Consider the following 23,503-nt stretch of genomic DNA (forward strand, 5'->3'; position numbering starts at 1 on the left):
TCGGAACATGCTTGCACCTATCGGACTGTTTTACGGCTCCAGCACCTGTTACACCGAAATGGCCGCGGAGAAAATCCGTGACCGCATCGGCGCCGAGTGGATCGACCTCCACAATGTGGCCGAAGACGATATCCGCCTCGCCGAACAGTACGACTTCCTGATCTTCGGCATTCCCACCTGGGATTACGGCGAGCTCCAGGAAGACTGGGAGGCAGCCTGGGAGGACCTGGCCGGGCTGGACCTGCAGGGCAAGACCGTCGCGCTGTTCGGCCTGGGGGACCAGGAGGGCTACCCGCAATGGTTCCAGGATGCCCTGGGCTACCTGCACGCCCAGCTGGTGGCACAGGGCGCGCGGGCAGTGGGCTACTGGCCCGCCGAAGGCTATGAATTCGAGGAGTCCAAGGGACTGACAGCCGATGGGACCCACTTTGTCGGCCTGGCCCTGGACGAGGAAAACGAATTCGACCTGTCGGAAGACCGCATTGCCCGCTGGTGCGAACAGGTCATGCGCGAGTTCGGGCTGCAGCAGTGACGGACCGGCGCGGCAGCGGGCACGCGGAGATCGCCTGGCGCGAAGACGGCCAGCCACTCTCGCGCGCGTTTGACGACGTCTACTTTTCCAGTGCCTCGGGCCTGGAAGAGAGCCGCTATGTATTCCTGCAGCAGAACGGGCTCGGGGAACGCTGGCGGGAAATGCCGCCATCCGCGACCTTCACCATCGGCGAGACCGGCTTCGGTACCGGGCTCAATTTCCTCGCCGCCCGCGCACTGTGGGAAGAAACAGCCCCGGCGGATGCGCACCTGCATTTCATTTCCGTGGAGAAATACCCGCTCCATCCCCGCGACCTGTCCCGGGCCCTGGCGCTATGGCCACAATTGGCGACCTATGCCGACCAGTTGGTGGAGGCCTACCCGCCCCTGCTGGCTACCGGTGTACACCGCCTGCTGTTCGACCGGGTGAGCCTCACCCTGGTAATCGGCGAGGCCAGCGAAGCCTTTCGCACCCTGCGACTGGAGGACCCGGCACGGGACCGGCAGGTAGACGCCTGGTTCCTGGACGGCTTTGCCCCGTCCAAGAATCCCGCCATGTGGAGCGAATCCCTGTTTCGCGAGATCAGCGCCCTCAGCCATCCGGAGGCCACCTTCGCCACCTTTACCTGCGCCGGGCTGGTCAAGCGCGGCCTGAAGGATGTCGGCTTCGGGATCGAGAAGGTACCCGGCTTCGGCCGCAAGCGCGAAATGCTGCGCGGCCGCCTCACCAGTGCTGCAGGGGCCGCACCAGGGTTTTCGGCAACCCCGTGGCATCTGCCACCAGTGGGGAAATCCCCCCGCGATGGGGCCGCTGCCGTGGCAGTGATCGGTGGCGGTATCTCCGGCGCCGCGGTGGCCCGGAACCTGGCGGAACAGGGTCGGCGGGTGCTGGTGTTCGAGCAGGGCGACCACGCCGGGGCGGGTGCGTCCGGCAATGACCAGGGCATCCTGTACGCCAAGCTTTCACCCAAACCGGGACCCAACGGTGACTTCAACCTGCACGCGCTGATGTTCGCACTGCGTTACTACCGGCGTTACTGCCCAGGTGTGTTCCACCCCTGCGGTATGCTGCAACTGGCGCAGACAGAAAAAGAAGCCGCACTGCAGGCGCAGGTGGCAGTCTGGCTGCGCCATCACGATGCGACGGGCCTGGCCCGGCCGGTGGACGACCGCGAGGCCGGTGAACTGGCGGGACTGCCGCTGGACTTCGGCGGGCTGTATTTTCCCGGGGGCGGCTGGCTGGAGCCGCGCCGGGTCTGCGAGACCCTGCTCGCTCACGAAAATATCCAGCTGCAATGCAATACCCGGATCGACACTCTGGAAGGAGACGACCGCGGTGGCTGGACCCTGCGTGCCGGGAAGGACGAGCACCATGCCGGTGCCGTCGTAGTCTGCAGCGCAACCGGCCTGGCGGGCTTTGCACAGACCGCTCCCCTGCCCCTGAATCCGATTCGCGGCCAGGTTTCCCGGGCCGCCGAGGGCGAATCTTCGCGCAGGTTGCAGCGGGTGCTTTGCGGAGAGGGTTATGTTGCGCCGGCCGCCGGGGGCTGGCACAGCTTCGGCGCCACCTTCAAACTCCGCGAGACCGCAACGGAGACCCGGCAAAGCGAACACCGGGAAAACCTGGAGACCCTGGCGGGCATGCTGCCGCGGGTGGCCCGGGAATTTGCGCCACAGCACCTGGAGGGACGCGCCGCGGTACGTGCCGCCACGCCGGATTACCTGCCGATGGCGGGCCCGGTGCCGCGCTGGGATGCACTGGGGGAGAGCTATGCTGCCCTGCGTAAAAACCGCAAGCAGCTGATTCCCCACACCACGCCCTATTACCCGGGCCTGTTTGTACTGGGGGGACTGGGCTCCCGTGGCTTTACCTATGCGCCACTGGCAGCGGAGACGGTATCGGCCTGGCTGCTGGGACACCCCCTGCCGGTGACCGCAGGCCTGGCCAGGGCCCTGCATCCGGCGCGGTTTGCGATTCGCGCCCTGGGCAGGAACCGCGACGGCTGACCCCGAAGATCACTCCCGCACAGCGGTACCGGCAGCGGCCTCGTTTCCGGAAGTACTGGCCTCCGCCAACAACACACCGCTGCCGGAACCACAGGCAACAATCGATTTCATTGCGGCCTCGACGCTCACGTGCGGCAGGAACTCCACGCATGCCGGCGGCACATGGAATACAAACCCGGAGGTGGGCACCGGTGCGGTGGGGACATAGACGGTGTAATCGCCGTTGTCGTGCCGGGAGGTGACGATTGCGGTGACCGAGAGCGGATTATCGATCCCGTGGATCCGCACCCGCGCCACCTGCCCCGACAGTACCCCCTCCCCGCCACCGCCGCCGATAAACTGCAGCACCAGGTCCTTGATGGTGTTATAGCCGGGCGCCAGCCGTCCCAGCCACAGGTCGAGGTGGCGGTGCAGCCAGCGACCCACGCTGGTCTTGACCGCCAGCCCGATCAGGAAACAGGCACCCAGTATCACGGCTATTACCACCAGCCTGGCGAGGGTATCCTTTAACCGGGTATGCGCTTCCAGCCACTGTACCGCTGGCGCCACCAGGTCACTGACCTGGCCAAACAGCCACTGGAACAGGAGCGCAAAAATCACGATGGGAAGTACCACCGCCAGGCCACCGAGGAGAGTCAGGGTGATAAACGCTTTTATTCGGGTCATATGCCAGTTCTGATGCGAAGATTGATTACACTTATGGCCGCCCTGCTCGCTGGCGGCGTGATGGCCGAATCGCCAGTACCGCAGCGCGACTATGTACTGCTGGAGCAGCGCGATCGCGGTACCGACCACTTTACCCAGGGGCTCTACTACGATGGTGAGCGCTGGTGGGAGAGCAGTGGCCGCTACGGGCAGTCATGGCTGGCCCAGTATACCGATCCGGGCAAGTCGCCGGTACGGCGCCAGTGGCTGTCGGCCAACCGCTTTGCCGAGGGACTGGCAGTGCTGGGCGGCAAGCTCTACCTGCTGACCTGGCGCGCGGGGGAATTACAGGTTTACCGCAGCGACGACCTGTCGCGGCTGGGCACCCGCCATTACGCCGGTGAAGGCTGGGGCCTGACCACCGATGGCGAGCTGTTGATCATGAGCAACGGCAGTGACGAGCTGACATTCCGCGACCCGGACACGTTCGCCATCAAGCGCCGCCTCCAGGTACACGGCGGGGATGGCGACTGGTCGCACCTGAATGAACTGGAGTATGCCCACGGACTCGTGTGGGCCAATATCTGGCAGGACAGCCGGATTATCGCCATCGATCCGGAAACCGGCGAGGTGCGGGGACAGGTGGACCTGGCGGCCCTGCAACCCGACGTGCGTCAGCCGGGCACCGTCGCCAACGGGATTGCCTGGGATCGCCAGCGCAATGCGCTGTGGGTGACCGGCAAGTACTGGCCGCGACTCTACCTGATACGGCCGCAGGGCCTGGGGTTTGCCACTGGTGCCAGCACAGGCTCCGCTGGGGAAGACCGGAAAGCGACCGGGGGACCCAACACCGGCAGTCAGCCCCGGTAGTAATCGATCACGGTCAGCACACCGCCGCCGCGAATCAGCTCCAGGGCCTCCCCGGCGATTACCAGCCGGAATCCCCGGGGCTTGCGCTCCAGGGTAACACCCGTCGCCTCCGGGACACCGCTGAAGAGCATGGCGTGACCGCCATCACTGCCCAGCCACTGGACTCCCTCCACCTTTTCCATGCCCGGCATGTCCAGGGTCAGGACCTCGAGTTCACCCGGCAGGGGCCGAAGCTCGATCCGGGCAATACCCGAAGCGGTGGCAAGGGAAAAAGCCAGCTGGTTTTCCGGTGCCGGCTGCCAGCCCAGGTGAGTATCAGCAAGGCCCGACTGGACCAGGTTGCGGGGGGAGGTGGCAACGCATCCTGCGAGTACCCCCACCAGCAGGGAAATCGTGATTACAGCGCGCATAGGCTTATCCTTGTCTATGTCTGCGGCGGTCAATTATAGACCGTCCAAAGGCCTCGGGAGACTCAATTCACGACATTATTGTGAACTATTTCACCCGCTCACTGAACACTCATGCCGACACAACTGTCATTCATTAGTTTCAAGCGCCGGCGACGGCAGTGCCGCCGCGCGTTATACTGCCGCCCATGAGTACCCAGGCACCCCCATCCCCCCGATACGTCCTCGAACATACCTTTGGTTTTGCCGATTTCCGCGGCCCCCAGGAGGCAGTCATTTCCACCCTGATGGAGGGCGGGGACGCGCTGGTGCTGATGCCCACCGGCGGTGGCAAGTCGCTTTGCTACCAGATCCCGGCACTGGCGCGCCCGGGTTGCGGAGTGGTGATTTCGCCCCTGATCGCCCTGATGCAGGACCAGGTGGAAACCCTGCAGGCGGCCGGGGTTCGTGCCGCATTCCTGAACTCCTCCCTGCCCTTTGACCAGGCCCAGGATATCGAGACCCAGCTGCTGCACGGCGAACTGGACATGCTCTACCTGGCTCCGGAACGACTGTTGCAGCCACGCACGCTGGGGCTGCTTGAGCGGGTCCAGCTATCCCTGTTTGCCATTGACGAGGCCCACTGCGTCTCCCAGTGGGGACATGATTTCCGTGCCGACTACCTGCAACTCGACTGCCTGCACCGGCAGTTCCCGAACGTGCCGCGTATCGCGCTTACCGCCACAGCGGACCAGCGCACTCGCGGGGAAATTGCCCGTCGCCTGGACCTGGAGTCCGCCCGGCACTTCGTCAGCAGCTTTGACCGCCCCAATATCCAGTACCGGATTGCGCAGAAAAACAACCCGCGGCGGCAACTGCTGCAGTTCCTGCGCGACGAGCAGCAGGGCAATGCCGGTATCGTCTATTGCCTGTCGCGCAGCAAGGTGGAAAACACCGCGGACTGGCTGTGCCAGCAGGGCTTCACCGCCGTGCCCTACCACGCCGGGCTGCCCGCGGACACCCGCGCCACGCACCAGCGGCAGTTCCTGCGCGAGGAAGGTGTGATCGTGGTAGCCACCATCGCTTTCGGCATGGGCATCGATAAACCGGACGTGCGCTTCGTCGCCCACCTCGACCTGCCCAAGAGTGTCGAGGCCTACTACCAGGAAACCGGCCGCGCCGGACGCGACGGTGAACCGGCAACAGCGCTGCTGCTCTACGGGCTCGAGGATGTGGTAAAGCTCGGGCAGATGATGGCGGGCTCCGAGGGCAGCGAGGAGCACAAGCGCGGCGAGCGGGGGCGCCTCAATGCCATGCTGGGGCTGTGTGAGATCACCAGCTGTCGCCGGCAGGCCCTGCTGCGCTATTTTGCCGAGGAGCTGCCCCGGCCCTGCGGCAACTGCGACACCTGCCTCGAGCCGCCAGAGACCTGGGACGGTACACAGGCTGCCGCCAAGCTGCTCTCCTGTGTATACCGCACCGGCCAGCGCTTCGGTGCCGCCCATGTGATTGATGTGCTGCGCGGCAGCAACAGCGAAAAAATTCACCGCTTTGATCACCACCAGCTCTCCACCTGGGGCATTGGCACGGAACTCAGCACTGCCGAGTGGCGCGGTGTTGTCCGCCAGTTGGTTGTACGCGGCTACCTGGAGGTGGACGGCGAGGCTTTTGGCGCCCTCAAGCTGACCCAGGCCTGTCGCCCGCTCCTGCGAGGTGAGGAAGAAATCCAGCTACGCAAACTGCCAGCCGCCGCCCGCCAGGGGCCCGGCGAACGCCGTACAACTTCTGCAACGGAAATCGACACCGCCGACCAACCGCTCTGGGAGGCCCTGCGTGCCTGCCGCAAACGCCTCGCCGACGAGCGGGGCGTTCCTCCTTACGTGGTATTCCACGACGCCACTCTGCGCGAAATGGTCGCAGCGAAACCTCAGAGCGAGGTCGAGTTGCTGGCAATCTCCGGCGTCGGCGACAGCAAGCTGGCCCGCTTTGGCGCCGACTTCCTCGAGGTGCTGCAGGGGTTTGCCCCCCAGCCCGCGCAATAACCACAGGTTCCCGCCACCGGGCCATGGGCACCGCAAACCCGTGCCGTTGCCGATCCGCAGCGGCACTCCTAAACTCGCTGCAGCACAAGCATAAATTGCTTCGGCGACCGATATAACACGACTCTGGTCCCCCTTTATCGCCCGCATTACCCCGGGCTCCAGTCGCGCTAGCCGGCCGCCCCTGCAAGCAGTATTCGAACACGGATATTTTGGAGGGAGCAGCACCATGGATAACATCACCCAGCTGATCAATGGCAATCGCACCCGCGGCACCGGGCGAGAGCAGGAACTTGTCGACCCATCCACCGGCGAGATAACGGCAACCGTCACCCTGGCAGACCGGCAAACTGTCGAACAGGCCATCAGCGCAGCACAGGCCGCATTTCCGCAGTGGCGCGATACCCCGCCGATCAAGCGGGCCCGGATCCTGTTTCGCCTCAAGGACCTGCTGGAGCAAAATGCCGACGAGATCTGCGCCTTGATTACCCGTGAACACGGCAAGGTACTGAACGATGCCATGGGCGAGCTGCAGCGCGGCATCGAAGTTGTGGAGTACGCGTGCGGCGCCCCCGGGCTGCTGAAAGGCGAACACAGCAGGAATGTCGGGCCGGCCATCGATTCATGGAGTGAATTCCAGCCCCTGGGTGTGTGTGCGGGGATTACACCATTCAACTTTCCCGCGATGCTGCCCCTGTGGATGTGGCCCATGGCAATTGCCTGTGGCAATACCTTTGTACTGAAACCCTCGGAGCGCGATCCCAGCGCCGCACTCCTGATCGCTGAACTCGGCCACCAGGCCGGCGTCCCGGCCGGTGTCCTGAATGTCGTCAACGGCGACCGTGAAGCCGTGGACACACTCCTGGCTGACCCGCGAGTGGACGCGGTAAGCTTTGTCGGGTCAACGCCGGTGGCCGAGTATGTCTACACCAGCGGCACCGCTCACCACAAGCGTGTACAGGCACTCGGCGGTGCCAAGAACCACGCCGTCGTCATGCCCGACGCGGATCTCGACAATGCCGCCAGTGCGCTCATGGGGGCTGCTTACGGTTCCAGCGGCGAACGCTGCATGGCGATTTCCGTGGTGGTGGCGGTGGGCGATGCCACCGCCGATGCCCTGGTAAGCAAGCTGCGCGACCAGATTGCCGGCCTGCGGCTCGGCGATGGCAGGGATAACGACAATGATATGGGCCCACTGGTAACCCGAGCCCACCTGGAGCGGGTACTGGGCTATATCGATCGCGGCATCGGGGAGGGAGCGGAACTGGTAGTGGATGGCCGCGACCGCAAAGTGAACGGTCTGGAGGGAGGTAACTACCTGGGCGCCTGCCTGTTCGACCGGGTACGCGAGGACATGGTGATACACCGGGAGGAGATCTTTGGCCCGGTACTTTGCGTGATGCGGGTGGCAACGCTACAAGAGGCCATGGATATCATCGATGCACACGAATATGGCAATGGCACCTGCCTGTTCACCCGGGACGGCGAGGCGGCCAGGTATTTCTCCGATCATATTCGTATCGGCATGGTGGGCATCAATGTGCCGCTGCCTGTCCCTGCTGCCTATCACAGCTTCGGCGGCTGGAAGCGGTCACTTTTCGGGGACCTGGGTACCTACGGTCCCGACTCGGTGCGCTTTTACACCCGGCGCAAGACAGTCACCCAGCGCTGGCCCGCTTCGGGACTGCGTGAGGGCGCACAATTCAGTTTTCCCAGTAACGGGTGAGTCACCAGGCTGTACCTGCGGTTTTTGGCCGCACAACGAAAAAAGGCGCCGAAGCGCCTTTTTCCGGATTGGGAGGCTACTCAGAACTTGTAGCCGATACCCAGGTTGAATACCCAGGGATCCACATCCAGGTCCGTTCTCACGGTGTTGTAGAACAACCGCTCGTTGTCCTGGTTATCCAGGCCGCGGACTGCATAACGCAAGCTCGAAGTGGTTTCCACATCGTGGTATTGCACTGCGGCATTGGCCAGCCAGTTGCTCTCGCGACCGAACATGATGTCGATACCGATCTGGCCAGCCCAGCCCCAGGTATCATCCACACTGACCCGGCCCGGGCCCACCGCATCGCCTACTTGGAACAGCAGTTCATTGACCGGCTCGCGTACGGTAACACTGTCAAAATCCGTGTAGACAGCACCGAAGCCGATGTAGGGCTGAACCCAGGACTCCTGGCATACGGGGAACCAGTTAACCATCAGGGTGCTGGAGGTCCGCTCCAGGCTGCCCAGGTTACGACGGTTGCCCTGCAGGTCCTCACGCTCCAGCAGTCCCAGCCGGCGGATTTCCAGGTCATGATCGGACTCGCCGACGTAGCCGTATTCCACTGAGAAGTGGTCAATCGGCATGAACATGGCACTCCACTGCCAGGTGGTGTTGTCATCCAGGTCGTATTTCAGGCCTGAATACTCCGGGAAAATGTCCGGGTTCCTCAGGTTGCTGGAAGTGGAATCCGGATCGACATAACCGGCACCCAGGCGAACCACTGCGGTACCGGCATGATAAATCGGTGCCGGTCCGGCGGGCGGTGCATAGCCGGACGGGCCGGCCACGGCCTGCTGCGCTCCAACGATGGCAGATACAGCAATAGCCAGAGGTGTCAGAATGCGCGTCATTTTCATAGGTCTTACTCCATTGATATTCGGCAAATTGAACAGCAATTAACCCAATCACTTTTCAGTCTAGACAGGCAAAGACACCCCTGTAGAAAAAACATCCAACTTCTCACCGCAAAAGTGGAACTTTTGCGTAATTCTGTCAGCAGAAGATTTCTTTTGGCGCGATAAATACTTTTAAGAAAATTCGTGCGCCAGAATAGAAAAATAAAATTGCGGCAACTTAATGATTTTCGCGTCAAATCTGGCGGGGCAAGTCCCGGAATGACTTCAGCATCCACGTCATCCGGAAGCAAAAGCGCGCCATGAGGTGGCGCGCCAGGAGGGACAGTAAATAATGATGGAAAACGGCTGCGGGCAATCGATCAGTGCTTCCCGCCGCCCAGGCACTGGGGGCTATCCGGTGCCCGTCCCTGCCATTCTTCGGGGCTGAAGATATGCAGGGCCAGGGCGTGCACCGGCCCCGCCATCTCGTCGGCCAGTACACCGTATACTCGCTGGTGCCGCTGCACCTTGCGCAGGCCCGCAAAAGCCTCGCTCACCAGCACCACGCGAAAATGCATTTCGGAGCCTGCTGGCACATTGTGCAGGTGGCTCTCACACTCCACCTCTATATGCTCGGGATCAAAAGCGGACAACAATTTGGTCTCAATTTGCCTGGCCAGGCTCATGCGTTACCTCCTCAATGCTGTACTCAGGAAACCGCGCGGCTCTTGCGCGCTTCCATGATAGTGTCGTAAGCCACGGTGACGCTCTTCATCTGGTCCTCGGCGTAGCGCATGAACTCCTCCGGCAGCCCCTTGGAGGCAATCTTGTCCGGGTGGAATTCCGCCGCCTTGCGCCGGTAGGCCAGCTTAAGGTCGCGGTCACTGGCATCTGGCGAGCAGCCCAGCACCGCATAGTGCTGCTCCAGGGTACCGGTGGCTGCGGGGCCGCGGCGACCGAACTCGCCCTGCATGGCGGCAAAGATGGAAGCGTGCAGGCCCAGGTACTCCGGTATGCGCCGCAGGATATCCTCTTCTGCTGCATGCAGTTCCCCATCTGCATGGGCAACGGCAAAGAGCAGGCGATAAACCATTTCGCGCATGGCCTGGTTGCGGACCAGTTGCTGGTATTGCTCGGCATAGTCGTAAATGCTGTAGCCATCGGACTTGGCGTTCTGGAAAATCTGGATCGCCTGTTTGCGATCCTCGGCGCCCAGGCGCAGGTTATTGGCAATGAACTCCTCGATCAGGTTGATCTCAGCCCGGCTCACCTGCCCATCGGCCTTGGCCATCTTGGCCAGCATGGAGAATACGGTAACGATAAACACCGCCTGGGCCCCGTCGCGCCCGAGTGCCGCATTGTGGCCAACCCGCTTGAGCCCGGACCCGAACGAACTGCCGACCCAGGCGCCCAGTGCGGCGCCAATGGGACCGCCAAACATTAACCCGATACCGGCCCCGATGCCGGCCCCAAGCCAGGACATATATGCTCCTCTCGGCGCCCCTTGGCACCCAGTCATGTATAAACAGGCGCCCATCATATCACGCGCCCCCCATATCCCGCTGCAGCCGGACTCCCCGGTCATTGCCCGTTCGGCACGGGTATCCACCCCCGGGCTCAAACGGCGTTAGTTGCCACCTGAGTTCGCCCGCGAACCTGTCACGGTCGCCACCGCTTGGTTACTGTTTCCCAACCCTACAACAACCGGGATTCGCAACATGGACTTGCGACATGAATACGGGTGGCCTTCGCCCCTGCCCCCCTCCCAACGGGTCGGCCCCGCTGCCACCCTCGCCCTAGCAGCCCTGCTACTCGTTGCAGGCTGTGGAGAGCGCAAGACCGAAAGGCCGGACAACGCCCCCCCTGCCCGGGCAAGCCAGGACGGTGATCAATGGCAACAGGTCGCCAGCGTACTGACGCATCCACGCTGCCTCAATTGCCACCAGGTCGAAATGCCTTTGCAGGGCGACGGTCGCCCGCATATCCCGCGGGTAGAACGCGGGCCGGACAATATGGGCGTTGCGGCCATGCGGTGCAGTAACTGTCACAAGTCTGGCAACAACCAGGCCTCGGGAGTTCCCGGCGCCCCCCACTGGTCCCTGGCGCCGGAGTCGATGAACTGGTCGGGCCTCTCGACGGCCGAGCTCTGCCAGCAGCTGCTTGATCCCAAGCGCAATGGTGGGCGGACCCCGGACGACCTGGCCAAGCATATGGGAGAGGACCCGCTGGTGCTGTGGGGCTGGCAGCCCGGTGCCGACCGCGAGCCGGTTCCAATCCAGCACGACAAGTTCATGGAGGTGTTCAGGGCCTGGGTGGCGGCCGGCACACCCTGCCCACAGCAAGAGCAAAGTGAGGACTCAGCATGATCAGTGTGGAGATCAACGGAGAGCAGCGGGAACTGGATGTGGATCCGCAGATGCCGCTGTTGTGGGCGCTACGGGATCACCTCGACCTGACAGGTACCAAGTTCGGTTGCGGGCGGGCCCTGTGCGGCGCCTGCACTGTGCACATCGACGGAGAGGCGGCGCGTTCCTGCTCGATCACGGTGGGTGATGTCGACGGCAAGAAAGTCACCACCATCGAGGGCGTGTCCGGTTCGGTGGCCGAGGCCGTGGTGGGTGCCTGGCGCGACCTGGACGTGGTCCAGTGCGGCTACTGCCAGTCCGGGCAAATTATGTCCGCCATAACCCTGCTGACCAAGAACCCCTCACCCACGGACGCGGATATCGACAGCAGTATGGTCGGCAATATCTGCCGCTGCGGAACCTATCAGCGCATCCGCGCAGCCATCCACCAGGGAGCCAAAAAAGCCGGGGGTGAGGCATGAACGATACCGACGCAGAAGCCGGACTCAGTTCCCCGTCGCGCCGCCGCTTCCTGCGGGGTTCGGCTGCGGCCACAGTATTCCTGCTCGCCTGCCATGTGCCCTTTTCACGCCGCGCACTGGCACAGCAGCCCACCAACAATGCGCCCCCGATCCATAAGCCCAACCTGTTTGTAAAAATCGATAGTGACAACTGGGTCACCGTGATCAGCAAGCACCTGGAAATGGGCCAGGGCGTCACCACCGGCCTGGCCACGCTGCTGGCAGAAGAGATGGAAGCCGACTGGTCGAAAATGCGCTTTGCTTTCGCACCAAACGACACCAGTGTCTACAACAATCTGGATTTCGGCCCGATGATGGGCACCGGCGGTTCCAGCTCCATGCACAACTCCTGGGAGCAGATGCGCATGGCCGGCGCTGCAGCGCGGGCCATGCTATTGGCCGCCGCTGCTGAAAAGTGGCGGGTGCCGGAGGCGGAGCTTAAAGCCGAGAACAGCACCATCACCCACAAATCTGGCAAAAGTGCCACCTTTGCCGAGCTGGGCCAGGAGGCAATGCAACAACCGGTCCCCGAAAAACCGGCACTCAAGGCGCCGGGGGACTGGAAGTTGATCGGCAAGCAACTGCCACGCATCGACTCCCGCGGCAAGACCGATGGCAGCGGCCAGTTCGGACTGGATGTACGCCGCCCGGGTATGCGCCGGGCGGTTATCGCGCGCCCGCCACTATTCGGCGCCACCCTGAAGAACTTCGATGCCAGTGCCAGCAAGAAAGTCCCCGGCGTCCGCGAGGTGGTAAAAGTCCCGGGCGGTGTTGCAGTGGTGGCTGAGGACACCTGGAGCGCTTTGCGTGGTCGCGATGCCCTGAAGGTCGAGTGGGACTCGGCAAATGCCGAGACCCGTTCCACCGACGAAATCCAGGCGGAATACGGCAAGCTCGCCGATGGCAAGGGGCTGGTGGCGGCCAACCGGGGCAATGCCACCGGCACACTTGCCAGCGCGGAGAAGAAAGTAAAGTCGGAGTATTTTTTCCCCTACCTTGCGCATGCGCCAATGGAGCCACTGAATGGGGTGCTGGAATTCGATGGCAACAAGGCCAAGCTCTGGGGCGGCAGCCAGCTGCAGACGATCGATACCAACGTGCTGGCCAAAACCCTGGGGATCGAGCCGGGAGCAGTAACAATACACACCACCCTGGGCGGTGGCAGTTTCGGTCGCCGCGGCACCGCAGTCGGTGACTGGGTCGCAGAGTTGGCTTCGATCAGTAAGGCGATAAAGGAAAAGACGCCGATTCAGCTTGTCTGGACCCGCGAGGACGATATCCAGGGCGGCTACTATCGGCCGATGGTACTCCACCGGGTGGAGGCCGGGATCGATAAAGATGGTAATATCGCCGGTTGGCAACACAAGATTGTCACCCAGTCGATCTTTGCCAGCACCGAGACTCCGTTCACGTCCTTCATGGTCAAGGATGGCGTGGACCACAGCAGTGTCGAGGGCGTGGCCGATACGCCCTACCAGATCGACAATTTTTCCGTCCTGTCATACAACGCGAAATCACCGGTCAGCGTCAACTGGTGGCGCTCGGTGGGTAATACCCATACTGCCCATGTTATGGAAACCACCCTGGATGAGCTGGCGAAGCTCGCCGGCAAGGATCCGCTGGAATTTCGCCTGCAGTTACTCGAGGATGAGCGCGACAAGTCCGTGCTGCAACTGGTCGCCGAGAAGACAAGCTGGCGGGGTGCCGGTGATAAGCGCGGCCTGGCATTCCACAAATCGTTCGGCACCCCGGTTGCCCTGGTCGCGGAGGTGGACGCCGGTGAGGGCGACTTCCAGGTCCGGAAAATCACGGCGGCGGTTAACTGCGGTACTGCCATCAATCCGGATATTGTCGCTGCGCAGGTGGAGGGCGCCGTCGGCTTCGCCCTCTCCACCCTACTGCGTAATCAAATAACTTTGGATAAAGGCCGGGTCGTGCAGAGTAATTTCCACAACTTTATTCCCACCCACATCGCGGATATGCCGGAGGTCGAAGTCCATATTGTCCCTTCCACCGGCACCCCCACCGGACTCGGCGAACCGGGCCTGCCTCCCCTGGCGCCCTCAGTCGGTAACGCGATTACCGCAGCGACTGGCAAACGCATGTACTCCATGCCCTTCTTGATGACCTGACGATACAGTGCCTTCCGCCGGGAATCGTCTCCCGGTGGCAGGCCTGTGCCATACTGATTTCAGGTGCCCGGTGGGAGTTAAATTGCAGCTCTGGTACCGGGCAGTGACTGGAGAGGAAAGCATTAGGAAGTACGACTCATGGATGATGTCCGCAGTTTCCCGTCGAGCAGTTCCTGCAGCCAGATCCTGCCCCAGCTTTTTTCCCTGCTCCTGTTACTGGGCCTGCTTACGGCAGCGCTACAGGTTGTTGCCAGTGAAAAACAGCCTGCGGCAGATCCACAGCAAAATTTCCCCCAGGGACTCGGGCCAATCCTGGGCCGGGAACAGCGTATTGCCGGACGCCTGAGCGGCAATGGCAACCCGCTCGCAGGTTACCGGGTTAGCCTCCATGTTACGTACCCCGGGGTCGGTTACGACCTGGTGCTCGATACCACTACTTCCCGGCTGGATGGGAAATTCGACTTGCACCTTCGCTTGCCACTGATCCTCTCACACAGGCTTGATCCCATTTACTATGTCATCGCAAAAAAACACACAGCGATGCTGGCCAGCGCAATCGGGTCTGGTCGCCGGATCCCGCGGCAGATAGAAATCAACGAACGCACCACTGTCGCCACCGGCACCGCCTTTGCCCAGTTCATTGGCGAAAAGAGTATCTCGGGAAACCGCTACGGTATGCTCAATGCCGTGCGCATGGCCGCGAATATGGCCAACCCCCGCACCGGTGCCCTGGCTTCGGTGCTGGCGAACTCCCCCAATGGCACAGACACCTCAACCCTGAGGACCTTCAACTCCCTGGCCAACGTGGTGGCCGCCTGTATCGCAGATGCGGGTTACTGCCAGCTGCTCTTTGCCGCTACCACGCCAGCAGGTGGCGAGCGCCCGAAGACCGTGTTGCAGGCGCTCGCAAACCTAACAAGGTACCCGTCTTATCCCAATTACCCGAAGAACGCAGATGACCCGATCTTCCTGCTGTCCCTCGCTTCACCGATCTACCGACCGCTGCGCCTTGAACGCCCGACAAACTGGCTGCTGTTCCTGAAGTTTACCGGGGGCCAGTACAGCGAGCAGGATAATGACAACCTGATTAACGGCCCGGGTAATATCGCCCTCGACCACCGCGGCTTTGCCTGGATCAATGACAACTATGTCCCGGCCGCCCCCACGGATTTTGCCTGTGCTGGCCAGCGCCTGCTCAAGTTCTTTCCCTGGGGTGAGACCTTTCCCGGCTCCCCGTACTTCGGCGGCGGCTTGAGTGGCGCCGGGTACGGTATCACCCTGGACACCAGGGGCAATATCTGGGTAGGAAATTTTGGGTTTGAGGCAGAGGCCTGTGCCGACGGCACCATCCCACCTGCCCCCGGGAACAAGATACCAGCGACCCATAACAGTGTGTCCCTATTCCTTCCGAATGGCGTCCCGATATCACCATTCAGGGGGTTCACGCAGGGGAAGATATTCTGGCCCCAGGCGACAGTATCAGACCGCAAAGGCAATATCTGGGTCGCGAACTGTGGTAGTGACAGCATCACTGTCATTCCGGAGGGGAACCCCTGGCTGGCCCGCAACATTGCACTGCCCGGCGGAGGTACCGAACCCGACTCGCAATCCCCGCTGCTGAAACCCTTCGCCATTGCCATCGACCCACAGGGCCGCGCCTGGGTAACCGGCAACAAAGCACAGGAAATCTATATCGTGTCCCTCGACGGTTCAGTCGATACCGTCGATTCCTCACAGGTCTCGGTTTCCTGGCCGATGGGGATCTCCAGTGACAGCCGGGGAAACATGTGGGTATCCAGCTCTGATACCGTCAATATCGTCTGTATCGACCCGCTGGATTCGCAGGGTGGAGAGAATCCCTCGGTAATCTTTTACCCCGCGGACGGAGGCAAACCAAAGCAATTCAACCAGCGCGGCGGGCTGACGATACCCTGGGGCAGCGCAGTGGACGGCGAAGATACCCTGTGGGTGTTCAATTTCGGCCGCGTGCCACTAGAGGACGCCGACGACGACCAGGAGTGGCCGGATACCGGCATCACCCGCCTCTGTGGCATTGGCAGCTGCCCCCATGGGCTGGGCCTCGGGGACGCGATCTCCCCCGACACCGGGTACACCAGTGACGCCCTGGAACGAATTACCGGAGGGGCTATCGACCCCTCCGGCAATATCTGGTTGCTCAACAACTGGCGCAAGGACGGGCCACTGTTCTACAGCACCAATCCAGGGGCTAATTCATTTGTGATCGTACCGGGTGCCGCCAAGCCAGTGAAGACCCCATTAATCGGGCCGCCAAGAACTTTTCACTGAGTCAGGCAGATAACAAAAAGGGCGAACCACCTGGTTCGCCCTTTCACTTCGAGGCAGGAAAAGGCCAATCAGCCAGTCATTGCCCGCACCATGGTAATCATCACACCGGCAGCCACTGCCGAACCAATCACACCAGCCACGTTCGGGCCCATGGCATGCATCAGCAGGAAGTTGTGCGGATTGGCCTCCAGCCCGATCTTGTTGGATACGCGCGCCGCCATGGGCACCGCCGATACACCAGCGGAACCAATCAGGGGGTTGACCTTGTTCTGGCTGAAGACATTCAACAGCTTGGCCATCAATACGCCCGCCGCAGTGCCGATGGAAAAGGCCACGATACCCAGCGCCAGGATCCCGAGTGTTTTCGGGTCCAGGAATTTGTCTGCTGCCAGCTTGGAGCCTACGGAGAGGCCGAGGAAGATGGTGGTAATATTGATCAGCGCATTCTGGGCGGTATCGGACAGGCGCGCTACCACGCCGCACTCGCGCATCAGGTTACCGAAGCAGAACATCCCCAGCAGCGGCGCCGCGTCCGGCAGGAACAGGGCTACCAGGATCAACAGCAGCAGGGGAAAGGTGATTTTCTCCCGCTTGGTCACATGGCGCAGCTGCACCATCTCGATACGACGCTCTTCGGGGGTGGTGAGCGCGCGCATGATGGGCGGCTGGATCAGGGGTACCAGGGCCATATACGAGTATGCGGCTACTGCAATGGCACCCAGGAGGTCCGGAGCCAGCAAGCTGGATACGTAAATTGCCGTGGGACCATCCGCGCCGCCGATAATACCGATGGCCGCCGCATCAGCAATGGAGAAATCCATTATCCCGGCCACTGATAACCCCACCGCGCCCAGTACCGTGGCAAAGATACCGAACTGGGCCGCCGCGCCCAGGAACAGGGTACGGGGATTGGCCAGCAGCGGGCCAAAGTCCGTCATCGCGCCCACGCCCATGAAAATCACCAGCGGCGCCACACCGGAGGCAATTGCCACGTTGTAGAAGTTGTACAGCATGCCGTTATTGAAACCGGCATCCGTCGCCAGCTCCGCCGCCCGCGACTGTAAGGCTGCCGGGGCATTAGCCAGCGCCTCCTTGAGTGCATACAGGGAGTCAGTGGCACCAACCCCCAGCAACTGGGCCATCTGCCGCAGCATTTCCGGGTCGCCCGATACCAGTGCGGTTTCTGCCGCGGACAGGGCCAGGTTAGCACCAGGGATATTGGCGAGTATGCCGCCGAAACCGATGGGAACCAGCAGCAGTGGCTCGAAGTTCTTGCGGATGGCCAGGAACAGCAGCGCCAGTCCCACAAGGATCATGATGAACTGGCCACTCGACATCTTGTAAGCGCCGGAGGCCAGCCAGAGATTAAGTAGGTTATCCACACATGCCCCCGTTTAAGCGATCTTCAGCAGGGCATCGCCCACGGCGACAGAATCGCCTTCTTTTACTGACACTTCCGTCACCGCACCGGACCGCGGCGCACTGACCGCAGTTTCCATCTTCATCGCCTCGAGGACAACGATGGTCTGTCCCTCGGTCACCTGGTCACCGGGTTTTACCAGTACCTTGAAGATATTGCCGGCCAGCGGTGCGGACACCGGCTCGCCGCCGGAGGTGGGGGCCGCCCCAGAACCTGATGGCGCCGTGCTGCCGCCGCTGCCCACCGGTGCAATACCGGTCAGGTCACCGCCGTCGGCTACAGTCACGGTATAGCTCTGGCCCTCGACGGAGACCGTATAGACCTCTTCGCCCTTGTCATTGGTAACCGCGCTACCCTCATTGCCGGTGGGCACCGGCTCAAAAGCGTCCGGGTTGTCCCGGTTCTTGAGGAACTTCAGGCCGATCTGCGGGAAGAGCGCATAGGTCAGCACGTCGTCGATCTCGCGCTCGCCCTGTTCCAGCCAGATCTCTTCATCGCTGGCTTTTTGCTTCAGCTCACCGGTGAGCCTGTCGAGCTCCGGCTCCAGAAGGTCGGCAGGGCGACAGGTTACCGGCTCGCCGCCCTCCAGTACGCGTTCCTGCAGCTCGCTGTTCACGGGCGCCGCTGTAGCGCCATATTCGCCCTTGAGCACCGCGGCAGTTTCCTTGGAGATGGTTTTGTAACGCTCTCCGGTCAGTACGTTCAGCACCGCCTGGGTACCGACGATCTGCGAGGTGGGGGTCACCAGGGGGATAAAGCCCAGGTCCTCACGCACGCGGGGAATTTCCTCCAGTACTTCATCCAGTCGGTCGCCGGCGCCCTGCTCTTTCAGCTGGCTCTCCATATTGGTGAGCATGCCACCCGGTACCTGGGCGACCAGGATGCGTGAATCCACCCCGCGCAGGGAACCTTCAAACCTGGCGTACTTCTTCCGCACTTCGCGGAAGTATGCGGCAATCTCTTCCAGCAGGTTGATATCCAGCCCGGTATCCCGCTCGGTCCCCTCGAGAATGGCAACCACGGATTCTGTGGGGCTATGGCCGTAGGTCATGGACATGGAAGAGATAGCGGTGTCGATATTGTCAATTCCCGCCTCGATACACTTCAGCGCGGTAGCAGTCGACAGGCCGGTGGTGGCATGGCACTGCATGTGGATGGGAATATCCACCGCGTCTTTCAGCCGCCTGACCAGCTCGTAACCCTCGTACGGGCGCAGCAGGCCCGCCATATCCTTGATGGCAATGGAATCTGCGCCCATATCTTCGATCTGGCGCCCCAGGTCTACCCACAGGTCCATGGTATGAACGGGACTCACGGTATAAGAGATGGTGCCCTGGGCGTGCCGCTCCTGCTTCTTCACAGCCTTCAGGGCCGTCTGCAGGTTGCGCATATCGTTCATGGCGTCGAATACGCGGAATACATCCACACCATTTTCCGCAGCGCGTTCGACAAACTTCTCCACCACGTCATCGGCGTAATGGCGATAGCCAAGGATATTCTGGCCGCGGAACAGCATCTGCTGTGGAGTATTCGGCATGGCCTTTTTCAGTTCACGGATCCGCTCCCAGGGATCCTCACCCAGGTAACGGATACACGCATCGAAGGTGGCCCCGCCCCAGGACTCCAGAGACCAGAAGCCAACCTTGTCCAGTTTCTCCGCAATGGGCAGCATATCGTCGAGCCGCATGCGGGTGGCGAACAGTGACTGGTGAGCATCGCGCAGGACTACATCGGTAATCCCCAGTGGCTTTTTAACCTCAGTCATGGGTTATTTCTCTCGCTATCTATTCGGGTTTATCTGGCAGTCGCTTGAAAAATAAGATCAGCGGCGTTTGCGATGCTGATCAATGGCGGCCTTGATAATTGCGCGAAGGCGCGCATCGTCGGTGGCGGGACTGCCGGCAGCGGGAGCGACGGGCTCCGCTTCGGGAAAGTTACGGATAATAATGCGGGACATGATACTGGTGCCGATCACCAGCAGAAGCAGGAATGTAAAAACAATTCCCATACCGAACAGTGTGATGTCCAGTCCCTGTTGCAATAGCGTTTCTTCCACGCTTGCCCCCTGATTTCCACTTTGGCGGGCGCTATTATCAATACAACAACCTTTTAAAATCAAATACTTATTAGTTACAGCCGCAACCATGAATTACATCCCGGAAGACACGCAAACCGCACCCACAAACTGCCTTAAATGACATTACGCACTTTTAATTAGTAGACGCGTCATAGCACTGGTAAAATAGCCGGAAACCACCCCACGGCCTGCCATGGGGATGAATTGCATCACCAAGCTGGCACCGCAGAATCATGACCGATAAGTCCCACAAACACACCCCGCTGATATACCAGGCTCCCATGGAAGGCGTTATCGACCATCACGTCCGGGCCCTGCTGTCCGGGATTGGTGGCGTGGATATCTGCGTGACCGAATTCGTCCGTGTGACCCATACGCGCCTGCCGCGCAAGGTCTTTACCCGGCTTTGCCCTGAACTGGCAGCCGGTGCCCGGACCCGCCACGGTGTACCGGTCCGGCTGCAGCTGCTCGGCGGCAACCCGGAATCGATGGCCCTGAATGCCTCCCGCGCTGTGGCTTCCGGTGCCCGGGCCATCGACCTGAACTTCGGCTGCCCGGCCAAGTCGGTCAACAACAGTGACGGTGGCGCCTGCCTGTTACAGAGTCCGCACCGGGTCGAGAGTATCGTGGCGGCCGTACGAGACGCCGTCCCCGCTGAGATACCGGTCACTGCAAAGATCCGCCTGGGATACCAGGACCGCTCCAGCTACATGGACAATGCCCGCGCCGCGGAAAACGGAGGCGCCTCCGAACTGGCCGTTCATGCCCGCTCCAAGGTAGACGGCTACCGTCCCCCGGCATACTGGGAATATATTGGTGAAATTCGTGAACAGCTCGCGATACCAGTCATTGCCAATGGCGATATCTGGACCGTGGCGGACTTCCAGCGCTGCCGGGAGGTCACAGGGTGTGACGCCTTTATGCTCGGTCGCAGCCTGCTGGCCCGGCCCGACCTGGCATTGCAGGTCAAGGCGCACTGCGCCGGACATGAATACACCCCCCTGCCCTGGGGCGAGGTCGTCCAGCTCCTGTGGAACTACTACCAGGCCACCCGCGACGAATACCCGGCCAAATACCTCGGCAACCGGGTCAAGCAGTGGCTGGCCTACCTGAAACTGGCCTACCCTGAGGCACAGGTCTTCTTTGATGGCTTCAAGCGCCTTCGCGACCAGGGGCCCATCGAACAGGCCTTTGCCGAAGAGCTCGCTGCCAGCATGGGAGAGACCGCGGCAGCCTAGTGGGCCGTAAGTATAGTTCGATCAAAGTTTGCTTCGCCAAATCGTCCGGCCCTGCGTTGAGAAACGCTTGAAGCAACGCTACTATCCCAGCGCTTTCTCGCCTTGATCTGATCGCTTTGGCGGTGTGCCTTTATTACCGAACTTGACGAGCGTCCCACCAGCCAATCCACACCCAATAGCGGCCTGGCCGGTCCCCCGGCCCGGTATGCGAAAGTGACATGGATTTCACCAGCAAACCGGATACTGATTTCAGGCCAGTAGAGGACCTCGATAAGGACGAGGCCTCCGAAGAGGCCCGCGCGTTACGCGAGGGCATCAACTACCACGACCACCTCTACTACGTTAAGGGCTCGCCGAAAATTTCGGACGCCGAGTACGACAAGCTGTTCGCACGACTGGAAGACCTCGAACAGGAATTCCCGGACCTGCGCACCGACGACTCCCCCACCCGGCGCGTGGGTGTCTCACCGGTCAGCAAACTGGAAAAGATCTCACACCGGAAGCCCCTGCTGAGCCTGCAGGCAAAGCTGGATGCCGATGATGTCCGCACTTTCCTGGAATCGATCCGCAAGGCAGCAGACAGGAAATTCCCCCGCCTCATCCTGGAACCCAAGTTCGATGGCCTGTCGATCGAAGTCGTCTATCGCGAGGGCCAATTCGAACACGGCAGCACACGCGGCAACGGCGAAACCGGCGAAGATATATCCCACAACCTCAAGACGATTCGTACCCTGCCGCTGTCATTGCAGGATGTTGCACATGCCCCAGGCCTGCTGGCTGTTCGCGGTGAGGTCTATATGCGTAAAAAGGGCTTTACTGCATTGAACCGCCAGCGGGTGGAAAGTGGTGAAGAGCCCTTTGCCAATCCGCGCAATGCTGCAGCGCCAGTATGAATCCCGGCAGGCAGCCGGCAAGCCTGTCAGCGTGTTCTTTTACGAAATCCTCGAGATGGACGACGAGCGGCCGCAATCCCACCAGAAAGCGCTACAGAAACTCTCCGACTGGGGTCTCAGGACCAGCCCACTGAACAAGGCTGCCAGTTCGTTTGAGGAGGTCAGGGACTATCATGCGCAGTTGCAGGGAAAGCGGGACGAACTGGATTTCGAAATCGACGGCATTGTCATCAAGGTGGACCAGGTCGAGTTGCAGGAAAAACTGGGAAACCGCGACCGTAGCCCCCGCTGGGCGCTTGCGTGGAAATTCAAGCCCCGGGAGGAAACCACCACAGTCGAGGATATCGTCGTCCAGGTGGGTCGAACTGGCATGCTGACACCGGTAGCCCTGCTAACCCCGGTGGATGTGGGGGGCGTCACTATCAGTCGCGCTACGCTCCACAATGAAGCCGAGGTCCGGCGTAAGGATATCCGGGTCGGTGACACCGTTCGTGTTATTCGCGCCGGCGATGTGATTCCGGAAATCGAAGAGCGAATAAAGCGTCCCGGAAAGAAACGCGCTGAGCCATTCAGCATGCCCGGGCACTGCCCATCCTGCGAAGCGCCAGTCTCCCGCGATGGCGCCTACTATCTCTGCACAGCGGGGCTCGCCTGCCCCGCCCAGCTACGGGGGAGAATTCAGCATTATGCCGGGCGGGACGCGATGGATATCGATCACCTGGGCGCAAAGGCGGCCAGACAGCTGGTTGAGCGCGGCCTGGTGCACAACCTTGCCGACCTCTATGGGCTTGCTGTGGAAGACCTGAAATCCCTGGAGGGGTTTGCCCGGCGCTCTGCGAAGCAATTGCATGACGCAATCCAGGCGGCCCACAAGGCCCGCCTGGACCGTTTCCTGTACGCATTGGGAATCCCCCTTGTCGGACAGCGGGTCGCGCGGCAACTGGCGCGGGAGTTCGGGAAACTGGACAAGGTCGCCTCCGCCAAAGAGGACGACATCTCAGTGATCGACGGTATCGGCAGCGAGATCGCAATGGCCACCACCGCCTTTTTCCACGACAGCCAAAACCGGCAAATCCTGCGGCGCCTGCAGCAGCAGGGAGTTGAGGTTACACCCATGCCACGGCGGGACAGGCAGCCCCTGGAAGGTAAGACTTTCGTCTTCAGCGGCGCCCTGGACAGGCTGACCCGGGACGAGGCCCGGGAGAGAGTCGAGGCACTGGGAGGCCGCGCCACGTCCAGCGTCAGTGGCGAGACCGACTACCTGGTAGTGGGTGAAAACCCGGGTAGCAAGCTGGACGAAGCCAAAGAACAGGGCGTGCCTTGCATCGACGAAGAGGAGTTTTTCAAGCTCATGGATGAAAGCTGAGCAGGCAGCAAGACACAGGCAATCACTCTTCTATAATCCCGTCTTAGCACCAGTATATCCGGGGAGTAGCAGCAACTGAGGGCCCCTCCCTGAATCCGGCAGTGGCAGTATACCATTTGAAA

The 23,503-nt window shown here is 61.5% G+C and carries 18 protein-coding genes and 1 pseudogene; 11 read left to right on the plus strand and 8 right to left on the minus strand.

Annotation, left to right across the window (positions count from 1 at the left end; translation table 11 throughout):
- Nucleotides 1–7 precede the first annotated feature (7 nt).
- Nucleotides 8–532 carry a flavodoxin FldB gene (gene fldB, locus ACH6CX_RS03825; RefSeq protein WP_233005675.1) on the plus strand — a complete coding sequence of 175 codons (525 nt, stop codon included), beginning with the start codon at nucleotides 8–10 and terminating at the stop codon, nucleotides 530–532.
- Nucleotides 529–2,538 (plus strand): bifunctional tRNA (5-methylaminomethyl-2-thiouridine)(34)-methyltransferase MnmD/FAD-dependent 5-carboxymethylaminomethyl-2-thiouridine(34) oxidoreductase MnmC, encoded by a 2,010-nt coding sequence (mnmC, locus tag ACH6CX_RS03830; protein WP_396674846.1) that lies wholly within the window; start codon nucleotides 529–531, stop codon nucleotides 2,536–2,538. Before fldB ends, mnmC begins: the two co-directional genes overlap by 4 nt.
- Nucleotides 2,539–2,547: 9 nt before the next feature.
- On the opposite strand, the gene ACH6CX_RS03835 is transcribed toward mnmC, so the two are convergent.
- Nucleotides 2,548–3,204 (minus strand): DUF502 domain-containing protein, encoded by a 657-nt coding sequence (locus ACH6CX_RS03835; protein WP_233005677.1) that lies wholly within the window; start codon nucleotides 3,202–3,204, stop codon nucleotides 2,548–2,550.
- Between the two features lie 33 nt (nucleotides 3,205–3,237).
- Here ACH6CX_RS03835 and ACH6CX_RS03840 point away from each other — a divergent pair, with 33 nt between their 5' ends.
- Nucleotides 3,238–4,053: a glutaminyl-peptide cyclotransferase gene (locus ACH6CX_RS03840; protein ID WP_334079049.1), complete on the plus strand. Its 816-nt coding sequence runs from the start codon at nucleotides 3,238–3,240 to the stop codon at nucleotides 4,051–4,053.
- Here the strand turns inward: ACH6CX_RS03840 and ACH6CX_RS03845 are convergent.
- On the minus strand, nucleotides 4,041–4,463 hold the full coding sequence (locus ACH6CX_RS03845) for a hypothetical protein (protein ID WP_233005679.1): 423 nt from the start codon (nucleotides 4,461–4,463) through the stop codon (nucleotides 4,041–4,043). The genes ACH6CX_RS03840 and ACH6CX_RS03845 overlap by 13 nt on opposite strands.
- A 185-nt stretch (nucleotides 4,464–4,648) precedes the next feature.
- Here ACH6CX_RS03845 and recQ point away from each other — a divergent pair, with 185 nt between their 5' ends.
- A complete protein-coding gene (gene recQ / locus ACH6CX_RS03850; RefSeq protein ID WP_233005680.1) occupies nucleotides 4,649–6,481 on the plus strand; it encodes a DNA helicase RecQ in 1,833 nt (610 codons plus the stop codon).
- Between the two features lie 226 nt (nucleotides 6,482–6,707).
- Nucleotides 6,708–8,204 (plus strand): CoA-acylating methylmalonate-semialdehyde dehydrogenase, encoded by a 1,497-nt coding sequence (locus ACH6CX_RS03855; protein ID WP_334079050.1) that lies wholly within the window; start codon nucleotides 6,708–6,710, stop codon nucleotides 8,202–8,204.
- A gap of 80 nt (nucleotides 8,205–8,284) precedes the next feature.
- On the opposite strand, the gene ACH6CX_RS03860 is transcribed toward ACH6CX_RS03855, so the two are convergent.
- The 3 genes from ACH6CX_RS03860 to djlA all read right to left on the minus strand — a co-directional run bounded on the left by ACH6CX_RS03860 (nucleotide 8,285) and on the right by djlA (nucleotide 10,565).
- A complete protein-coding gene (locus ACH6CX_RS03860) occupies nucleotides 8,285–9,103 on the minus strand; it encodes an OmpW family protein (RefSeq protein WP_396674850.1) in 819 nt (272 codons plus the stop codon).
- Between the two features lie 359 nt (nucleotides 9,104–9,462).
- Complete coding sequence (locus ACH6CX_RS03865) at nucleotides 9,463–9,768, minus strand: BolA family transcriptional regulator (protein WP_233005683.1); 306 nt, start codon at nucleotides 9,766–9,768, stop codon at nucleotides 9,463–9,465.
- A 23-nt stretch (nucleotides 9,769–9,791) separates the two neighbouring features.
- Complete coding sequence (gene djlA, locus ACH6CX_RS03870) at nucleotides 9,792–10,565, minus strand: co-chaperone DjlA (RefSeq protein ID WP_396674852.1); 774 nt, start codon at nucleotides 10,563–10,565, stop codon at nucleotides 9,792–9,794.
- Nucleotides 10,566–10,800: 235 nt separating this feature from the next.
- Between djlA and ACH6CX_RS03875 the strand changes: the two genes are divergently transcribed.
- The 4 genes from ACH6CX_RS03875 to ACH6CX_RS03890 all read left to right on the plus strand — a co-directional run bounded on the left by ACH6CX_RS03875 (nucleotide 10,801) and on the right by ACH6CX_RS03890 (nucleotide 16,387).
- Nucleotides 10,801–11,448 carry a hypothetical protein gene (locus ACH6CX_RS03875; RefSeq protein WP_396674854.1) on the plus strand — a complete coding sequence of 216 codons (648 nt, stop codon included), beginning with the start codon at nucleotides 10,801–10,803 and terminating at the stop codon, nucleotides 11,446–11,448.
- A complete protein-coding gene (locus ACH6CX_RS03880; protein ID WP_396674856.1) occupies nucleotides 11,445–11,909 on the plus strand; it encodes a (2Fe-2S)-binding protein in 465 nt (154 codons plus the stop codon). Before ACH6CX_RS03875 ends, ACH6CX_RS03880 begins: the two co-directional genes overlap by 4 nt.
- On the plus strand, nucleotides 11,906–14,080 hold the full coding sequence (locus tag ACH6CX_RS03885; protein WP_233005687.1) for a xanthine dehydrogenase family protein molybdopterin-binding subunit: 2,175 nt from the start codon (nucleotides 11,906–11,908) through the stop codon (nucleotides 14,078–14,080). The genes ACH6CX_RS03880 and ACH6CX_RS03885 overlap by 4 nt, the downstream gene beginning before the upstream one ends.
- A gap of 138 nt (nucleotides 14,081–14,218) precedes the next feature.
- Nucleotides 14,219–16,387: a hypothetical protein gene (locus tag ACH6CX_RS03890; protein WP_396674858.1), complete on the plus strand. Its 2,169-nt coding sequence runs from the start codon at nucleotides 14,219–14,221 to the stop codon at nucleotides 16,385–16,387.
- A gap of 68 nt (nucleotides 16,388–16,455) precedes the next feature.
- Here the strand turns inward: ACH6CX_RS03890 and ACH6CX_RS03895 are convergent, their stop codons facing one another.
- From ACH6CX_RS03895 to ACH6CX_RS03905, 3 genes are read right to left on the minus strand one after another with little or no spacing between them, the layout of a single operon-like run.
- Nucleotides 16,456–17,769, minus strand: a complete 1,314-nt coding sequence (locus ACH6CX_RS03895; protein WP_233005692.1) for a sodium ion-translocating decarboxylase subunit beta — start codon at nucleotides 17,767–17,769, stop codon at nucleotides 16,456–16,458.
- A gap of 12 nt (nucleotides 17,770–17,781) precedes the next feature.
- A complete protein-coding gene (gene oadA, locus ACH6CX_RS03900) occupies nucleotides 17,782–19,572 on the minus strand; it encodes a sodium-extruding oxaloacetate decarboxylase subunit alpha (protein WP_233005693.1) in 1,791 nt (596 codons plus the stop codon).
- Nucleotides 19,573–19,629: 57 nt separating this feature from the next.
- The gene (locus ACH6CX_RS03905; RefSeq protein WP_233005694.1) at nucleotides 19,630–19,953 is read right to left on the minus strand and encodes an OadG family protein; all 324 of its coding nucleotides are present in this window, start codon (nucleotides 19,951–19,953) and stop codon (nucleotides 19,630–19,632) included.
- Nucleotides 19,954–20,117: 164 nt separating this feature from the next.
- On the opposite strand from ACH6CX_RS03905, the gene ACH6CX_RS03910 reads away from it, so the two are divergent.
- Nucleotides 20,118–21,122: a tRNA-dihydrouridine synthase gene (locus ACH6CX_RS03910; RefSeq protein ID WP_233005695.1), complete on the plus strand. Its 1,005-nt coding sequence runs from the start codon at nucleotides 20,118–20,120 to the stop codon at nucleotides 21,120–21,122.
- Between the two features lie 218 nt (nucleotides 21,123–21,340).
- Nucleotides 21,341–23,381 (plus strand): annotated as a pseudogene (gene ligA / locus ACH6CX_RS03915) (NAD-dependent DNA ligase LigA).
- The last annotated feature ends 122 nt before the right edge of the window (nucleotides 23,382–23,503 follow it).

The organism is Microbulbifer sp. JSM ZJ756 (assembly GCF_044383805.1).
Taxonomy (GTDB): Bacteria; Pseudomonadota; Gammaproteobacteria; order Pseudomonadales; family Cellvibrionaceae; genus Microbulbifer; species Microbulbifer zhoushanensis.

Excerpts from the sequence above, each read along its gene's own strand:
- ACH6CX_RS03880 (WP_396674856.1), top strand. The coding sequence starts at position 11,445 with ATGATCAGTGTGGAGATCAACGGAGAGCAGCGGGAACTGGATGTGGAT.
- ACH6CX_RS03890 (WP_396674858.1), top strand. The coding sequence starts at position 14,219 with ATGGATGATGTCCGCAGTTTCCCGTCGAGCAGTTCCTGCAGCCAGATC.
- recQ (WP_233005680.1), top strand. The coding sequence starts at position 4,649 with ATGAGTACCCAGGCACCCCCATCCCCCCGATACGTCCTCGAACATACC.
- fldB (WP_233005675.1), top strand. The coding sequence starts at position 8 with ATGCTTGCACCTATCGGACTGTTTTACGGCTCCAGCACCTGTTACACC.
- ACH6CX_RS03905 (WP_233005694.1), bottom strand. The coding sequence starts at position 19,953 with ATGGTTGCGGCTGTAACTAATAAGTATTTGATTTTAAAAGGTTGTTGT.
- ACH6CX_RS03910 (WP_233005695.1), top strand. The coding sequence starts at position 20,118 with ATGACCGATAAGTCCCACAAACACACCCCGCTGATATACCAGGCTCCC.
- ACH6CX_RS03845 (WP_233005679.1), bottom strand. The coding sequence starts at position 4,463 with ATGCGCGCTGTAATCACGATTTCCCTGCTGGTGGGGGTACTCGCAGGA.
- ACH6CX_RS03875 (WP_396674854.1), top strand. The coding sequence starts at position 10,801 with ATGGACTTGCGACATGAATACGGGTGGCCTTCGCCCCTGCCCCCCTCC.
- ACH6CX_RS03835 (WP_233005677.1), bottom strand. The coding sequence starts at position 3,204 with ATGACCCGAATAAAAGCGTTTATCACCCTGACTCTCCTCGGTGGCCTG.
- ACH6CX_RS03840 (WP_334079049.1), top strand. The coding sequence starts at position 3,238 with ATGGCCGCCCTGCTCGCTGGCGGCGTGATGGCCGAATCGCCAGTACCG.
- ACH6CX_RS03885 (WP_233005687.1), top strand. The coding sequence starts at position 11,906 with ATGAACGATACCGACGCAGAAGCCGGACTCAGTTCCCCGTCGCGCCGC.
- ACH6CX_RS03860 (WP_396674850.1), bottom strand. The coding sequence starts at position 9,103 with ATGAAAATGACGCGCATTCTGACACCTCTGGCTATTGCTGTATCTGCC.
- djlA (WP_396674852.1), bottom strand. The coding sequence starts at position 10,565 with ATGTCCTGGCTTGGGGCCGGCATCGGGGCCGGTATCGGGTTAATGTTT.
- ACH6CX_RS03855 (WP_334079050.1), top strand. The coding sequence starts at position 6,708 with ATGGATAACATCACCCAGCTGATCAATGGCAATCGCACCCGCGGCACC.
- oadA (WP_233005693.1), bottom strand. The coding sequence starts at position 19,572 with ATGACTGAGGTTAAAAAGCCACTGGGGATTACCGATGTAGTCCTGCGC.
- ACH6CX_RS03865 (WP_233005683.1), bottom strand. The coding sequence starts at position 9,768 with ATGAGCCTGGCCAGGCAAATTGAGACCAAATTGTTGTCCGCTTTTGAT.